6 protein-coding genes are annotated in these 6,119 nt (G+C 69.3%); 3 read left to right on the top strand and 3 right to left on the bottom strand.

Annotated features, from left to right (window positions below; genetic code table 11):
• Window positions 1-482: LLM class flavin-dependent oxidoreductase (locus JMF90_RS20110; RefSeq protein ID WP_201325351.1), on the bottom strand; the 482-nt coding region annotated here is incomplete at its 3' end.
• Between the two features lie 37 nt (window positions 483-519).
• Window positions 520-1,080: an FMN reductase gene (gene msuE / locus JMF90_RS20105; protein ID WP_011549327.1), complete on the bottom strand. Its 561-nt coding sequence runs from the start codon at window positions 1,078-1,080 to the stop codon at window positions 520-522.
• 453 nt (window positions 1,081-1,533) lie between these two features.
• Between msuE and JMF90_RS20100 the strand changes: the two genes are divergently transcribed.
• Together JMF90_RS20100 and dhaL are read left to right on the top strand one after the other, a co-directional pair.
• Window positions 1,534-2,661: a sigma-54-dependent Fis family transcriptional regulator gene (locus JMF90_RS20100; protein WP_201317216.1), complete on the top strand. Its 1,128-nt coding sequence runs from the start codon at window positions 1,534-1,536 to the stop codon at window positions 2,659-2,661.
• A gap of 244 nt (window positions 2,662-2,905) precedes the next feature.
• Window positions 2,906-4,615: a dihydroxyacetone kinase subunit DhaL gene (gene dhaL, locus JMF90_RS20095; RefSeq protein ID WP_011549329.1), complete on the top strand. Its 1,710-nt coding sequence runs from the start codon at window positions 2,906-2,908 to the stop codon at window positions 4,613-4,615.
• Window positions 4,616-4,634: 19 nt separating this feature from the next.
• On the opposite strand, the gene JMF90_RS20090 is transcribed toward dhaL, so the two are convergent.
• On the bottom strand, window positions 4,635-4,922 hold the full coding sequence (locus tag JMF90_RS20090; RefSeq protein ID WP_011549330.1) for a DUF1330 domain-containing protein: 288 nt from the start codon (window positions 4,920-4,922) through the stop codon (window positions 4,635-4,637).
• Window positions 4,923-5,186: 264 nt separating this feature from the next.
• On the opposite strand from JMF90_RS20090, the gene JMF90_RS20085 reads away from it, so the two are divergent.
• Window positions 5,187-6,119, top strand: a 933-nt coding sequence (locus JMF90_RS20085; RefSeq protein WP_201325350.1) for an MFS transporter, incomplete at its 3' end; no start/stop codon positions are given.

Raw genomic sequence — 6,119 nt, 5'->3', positions numbered from 1 at the left:
TGGGTCCAGATGCCCTTGAGCGCCTGGATGAATTCCTTCGAGCGCCGATAGCGTTCGTCGTGCTCGAGCCACGGCTCGCCGATCGCGGTGAATTCGCCCTTGAACCACCCGCTCACGACGTTGATCGCGATGCGTCCGTTCGAGATGTGGTCGATCGTCGCGAGCTGCTTCGCGACCACGGCCGGATGCCACGGCCCCGGCAGGATCGCGGCGAGCACCTTGAGCTTCGTCGTCGCATGCAGCAGCGCCTGGCTGAACGACACCGACTCGTGCTGGTATTCCGCGCCGTAGCCGGCCGTGAAGCGGATCTGGCTCAGCGCGTAGTCGAAGCCGGCCGCCTCGGCCGTGCGCGCGAGCTTCTGGTTGTATTCGAGGCTCCAGTCGGTGCGCTGCTCGATCGTGCTGACGACGAGGCCGCCGCTGACGTTCGGCACCCAGTACGCGAATTTGACGCCATCGGCGGAAGGGTCGGGAAGGCTCATGAAGGTGTCCTGGTCGAAGGGGAAACGAAAAAGCGGCTTACGCGGCCGCGGCGGAAAGCACGGGCGCACGCAGTTGCGGCACCGCGCGATTCACGGCGAGCGCGATGCGCTCGCGCAACGCCGGACTGGCGATCTGGTACTGGTCGAAATCGCTTTCGGACGCATACACGCCGATCGGCAGCGTGCGCGCCTGGAAGAAGCTGAACAGCGGGCGCAGCTGATGGTCGATCACCAGCGCATGGCGTTCGCTGCCGCCGGTGGCCGCGAGCAGCACCGGCACGTCGACGAGCGCGTCGTGGCGCACAAGGTCGAACAGGTGCTTGAAGAGGCCCGTGTACGACGCGCGATACACCGGGCTCGCGACGACGAGTGCGTCAGCCGTCTCGATCGCGCGGATCAGCGCATCGAGATCAGGCGGTACCTGCGCACGCGTGAGCGCGCCGGCCAGCCGGCTGCCGATCTCGCCGAGTTCGATCAATCGCGTCTCGATCGGCAGCGCGGCGCCGAGCGCCGTGACGATCGCGTCGGTCAGCGCGAGCGTGCGCGACGGCCGCTGCAGGCTGCCCGATATCGCGACGACGTTGAGGGTGTGGCTCATGCAATGCGTTCCCGTGGTGAAGCCGCGCGCAATGCGGCGATACCGGTTCGGGGCAGCAAGGAGCGTGCCATTGGCGCGGTTGCGTGACGGAAATTTCGTCTGCACCGCGAAGTTTCTCGCCATCGCCCGTCAGAAATGGCGCTCGACCAAATGCGCGGCAGTGGCAAGCGTTCCGGTTCGCGCGTCACATCGATATTCCGTCACGCGATGAATCCGGTGCAGCGGGTCTGCTGACGCGCTGCTGATCAGGCAGCAGCGCGTCACGCACGATAGCGCTGAATTCGATGCTGCGACGTCACTGCCCCGTCGCTCTTCCGCGCCATTGCGGGTTCCGCAGCAATCGCGCTTTGGTTATCAGAAATCGATGCTTTTCGCGCGCGGCGAAACGTTCAACACTTTGCTGATCACGCAGCAGCCGACCCGCATTGCCCGGCCATCCAACGGTTCATCGCCATGACTTCCATTTCCGCATCGCCGCGCCCGCTCAATCTTCGTGTCGTTACCGCTTCCCGCGACCCCGCAGGCCTTCAAGCCGCGGCGCCCGTGCGCACGCTGCCCGAACGCCACGCGCAGGCCCGCGCCCAGGCGCAGGTGTTCGCCGATCCGCGTTCGCTCGCGCTGCTCGAACAGGTTCGCCGCGTCGCACCGAGCGACGCGAACGTGCTGATCGTCGGCGAGACGGGCACCGGCAAGGAACTGATCGCACGGCACGTGCACGAGCTCGGCGCCCGTCGCGACGGGCCGTTCGTCGCGGTGAACTGCGGCGCGTTCTCCGAAACGCTCGTCGATAGCGAACTGTTCGGCCACGAAAAAGGCGCGTTTACCGGCGCATTCAGCGCGAAGCCCGGCTGGTTCGAAGCCGCGCACGGCGGCACGCTGTTTCTCGACGAAATCGGCGACCTGCCGCTCGCGATGCAGGTGAAACTGCTGCGCGTGCTGCAGGAGCGCGAGGTCGTGCGGCTCGGTTCGCGCACGGGCATTCCGGTCGACGTGCGTGTGGTCGCGGCGACCAACGTCGACTTGCAGCAGGCGGTCACGGCCGGACAGTTTCGCGGCGACCTGTTCTACCGGCTCAATGTCGTGCAGCTCGCGGTCCCGCCGTTGCGCGACCGTCCGTGCGACATCCTGCCGCTCGCGCGCCACTTCTTCGACATTTACCGCGACCGGCTCGGCGGCGGCCCGCGCCGCATCGATCCGCGCGCCGAACGCCGGCTCGAGGCACACGGCTGGCCCGGCAATATCCGCGAACTGGAGAACGTGATCCATCATGCGCTGCTCGTGAGCCGTCACGACGTGCTGCAGGACACCGACCTGCACATCGCGCCGCCGTGTGTGCCGGCCGTGGCCGCGCAGGCAACCGAGTCGTCCGCCGATGCACAGGCGGCGCTCGAGCATGCGCTTCGCGAACTGTTCGACGACGGGCACGGCAACCTGTTCGAACACATCGAGGACACCGTGATGCGTGTCGCGTTCGAATTCAGTCACCGCAACCAGATCCGCGCCGCGCAGTTGCTCGGCATCAGCCGCAACGTGCTGCGCGCGCGGCTGATTCGCGCGAAGGCGATCACCGCGCTGAAATAGCGGCATCCGGCGGGCGCCGTCGCTCGGCCCCGACGCCATCGCAGCGCGATCCGTGCCGCAACGTCCGAACCTGATGTATCTTGGCGCGAAGCGTACGCTTCGTTGTCCACCCCGCATCCGGTCGCCCGTTACGCGGCCATCCGCGACCGGCAACGACGCACGCACGATCCTCCGCAACACGAAAGCCGACCGGCGCCCGTGCGCGCCCGGCCGAGCCCTGTTCACCCGTCCGGAATCCGTCGCCATGAAAAAGCTTGTGAACCGCCCGTCCGACGTCGTGCGAGAAATGCTGGAAGGCATCGCACGGCAATCGCCGCATCTCGCGATCCTCGGCGACGAGCACGTGCTCGTCCGCCAGCCGCTGCCGGAGCCGTCGCAGCGGCCGGTCGCGATCCTGTCCGGCGGCGGCAGCGGCCACGAGCCCGCGCACGGCGGCTACGTCGGCGAAGGGATGCTGAGCGCCGCCGTGTGCGGCGAAGTGTTCACGTCGCCGTCGACCGACGCCGTGCTCGCCGCGATCCGCGCGAGCGCCGGCCCGAACGGCGCGCTGCTGATCGTGAAGAACTACACCGGCGACCGGCTCAATTTCGGGCTCGCCGCCGAACTGGCGCGCGCGGAAGGCATTCCGGTCGAAACCGTCATCGTCGCCGACGACGTGTCGCTGCGCGGCCGCGTCGAGCGCGGCCAGCGGCGTGGGATCGCCGGCACGGTGCTGATCCACAAGCTCGCGGGCGCCGCCGCCGCGCGCGGACTGCCGCTGGCCCGCGTCGCGAGCATTGCGCGCGACGCGGCGGCCGAACTCGGCACGATGGGCGTCGCGCTCGACGGCTGCACGATCCCGGGCGCAGACAAATCGGGCTTCAGCCTCGCCGATCACGAGATCGAGCTGGGCCTCGGCATCCACGGCGAGAAAGGCGTCGAGCGCCGCGCGCCGCTGCCGGCCGATGCGCTGGCCGACACGCTGCTGTCGAGCATCGTCGCCGATCTCGTGCTCGACCGCGACGAACGCGTCGCGCTGTTCGTCAACGGCCTCGGCGCGACGCCGGACATGGAGCTCGCGATCGTGCTGCGCGCCGCGTTCGACAACCTGAGCCGGCGCGGCATCGTCGTCGCGCGCGCATGGGCCGGCACGTTCCTGTCCGCGCTGAACATGCCGGGCTGCTCGATCTCGGTGCTGCGGCTGAACGACGAACGCGCGGCGCTGCTCGACGCGCCGACGCAAGCGCGCGCCTGGCCGGGCGGCGGCCTCGTGAACACGCGGATTCGCATGGCCGCAGCCGTGTCGCAAGATGCATCGCCGCCGCCGCTCGATGCGGCCGGCCGCGCATGGGCCGCGCGCCTGCAACCGGCGCTGCACGCGGTGGCGCAGACGCTGATCGACCACGAGCAGACGCTGACGGATCTCGACGCGGCAGCCGGCGACGGCGATCTCGGCGCGAGCATGCGGCGTGCCGCGCAGGCGATCCTCGAATTGCCCGACACCGCGTACGGCACGCCGGCCGGTGCGCTCGCGGCGCTCGGCGCCGCATTGCGCCGCGCGATCGCCGGCAGCTCCGGGCCGTTCTATGCGACCGCGCTGCTGCGCGCGTCGCGCCGGCTGGCCGATGGCGCCGATAGCGCCGAGCCGTCACCGCGCGACTGGGCCGCGGCGTTCCGCGCGGCGGTGGATGCGATCAGCGAACTCGGTGGCGCTCAGGCGGGCGACCGGACGATGCTCGATGCGCTGGTGCCGGCCGTCGACGCATTCGGCCGCGCGCTCGACGGCGATCGCGATCCCGCAAGTGCATGGGCGGCGGCCGTCGAAGCGGCGGAACGAGGCGCGGAGGAAACGACGCGCATGACGCCGCGCGCGGGACGGGCCAGCTATCTCGGCGAGCGCGCGATCGGCACGCCGGACGGCGGCGCGGTGGCCGTGTCGTACTGGCTGCGCGCGCTGCTGCCGCACGTGCGGTAACGGGCGCGCGCAGCCGCGCTCAGACGCCTTCGACCAGCACCGCGCGATAGCGCGCGCCCTTGAACCGGTGCTGGACGACCGCCTGGTATTCGGGGCCGCGATACCACGCGTGCGCGGCCTCCTTCGACGGGAACTCGACGATCACGACACCTTCCGGGCCTTCACCCTCGAGGATTTCCTGCGGCCCATAGGCGGCAAGCACCTTCACCGGATGACCGGCAAGGGTCGCGCCGACCTGGCTCGCGTAGATGTCGAGCTCATGCTGGTCCTGCGTGCTTTCCCGCGTAAAGACGATGTAGGTCGCCACGATATGCGCTCCTGATCAAGGGTGAAAAAAGGGACGCCACGCGCGGCACGGTCCGAGGAATTCGGCGTGGCAGCGCGCAGCTTACCGCCGTTCGCCGGCCGGCGCCGCGACGAGCCGGCCACGGCCTGCGCGTGCCGCCCCGCCCCGGCGCGGGAAAACCCCGATTCCCACATCGTCCTATGACATCCGGCATCGCAAATTGGCGGGATTACTTTGATCCTCGTCGGCGCCCGCCCGGGCGCATGCTGATAGCGAGGACCCCTCATGCGATACGTGCCATCGTGGACTTCCGTTTCCGCCGCGTCGTCGATTCCCGACGACGCGACCACCCAACGCGGCGACGAGCCGCACAGCCTGCCGCGGGTCGCGATCGCGGCCGCCGCCCTCGGCAATGCGACCGAATGGTTCGATTACGGCATTTACGCGTACGGCCTCGCGTACATTTCCGCCGCGCTGTTTCCCGGCAACACCGCGAGCGCGACGCTGTTCGCCCTCGGCACGTTCGCGATCTCGTTCCTGATCCGCCCGCTCGGCGGCCTGTTCTGGGGGCCGCTCGGCGACCGGCTCGGCCGCAAGCGCGTGCTCGCGCTGACCGTCCTGACGATGTCGGGCGCCACGTTGCTCGTCGGCGTGCTGCCGAGCTATGCGACGGCCGGCTGGCTCGCACCGGCCGCGCTGATCGTGCTGCGCATGGTGCAAGGATTCTCGACCGGCGGCGAATACGGCGGTGCAGCGACCTTCATCGCCGAATACGCACCCGATTCGCGGCGCGGCCTGTGCGGCAGCTTCCTCGAATTCGCGACGCTCGCCGGCTTCTCGCTCGGCGCGTTCCTGATGCTCGGCTTCGCGCTGCTGCTCGGCGATTCGGCGATGCATGCGTGGGGCTGGCGCCTGCCGTTCCTGGTCGCGGCGCCGCTCGGCCTGATCGGCTTCTACCTGCGCTCGCGCCTCGAGGAAACGCCGGTGTTCCGCGAGCTGGAGGAGCAGGCGCACCGCCGCGAGAAAAACGCCACCGCCGCGCTGCCGATCCGGCTGCTGCTGGTGCGCTATGCGAAGCCGCTGCTGCTGCTCGGCGGGCTGGTCGTCGCGCTGAACGTCGTCAACTACGTGCTGCTTGCGTACATGCCGACTTACATGCACAAGGAACTCGGCGTGAGCGAGAACATGTCGCTGCTGATTCCGCTGATCGGCATGCTC

This window comes from Burkholderia sp. E168m23, from assembly GCF_016586125.1.
Taxonomy (GTDB): Bacteria; Pseudomonadota; Gammaproteobacteria; order Burkholderiales; family Burkholderiaceae; genus Burkholderia; species Burkholderia orbicola.
This window is presented reverse-complemented; position numbering and strand designations above follow the sequence as displayed.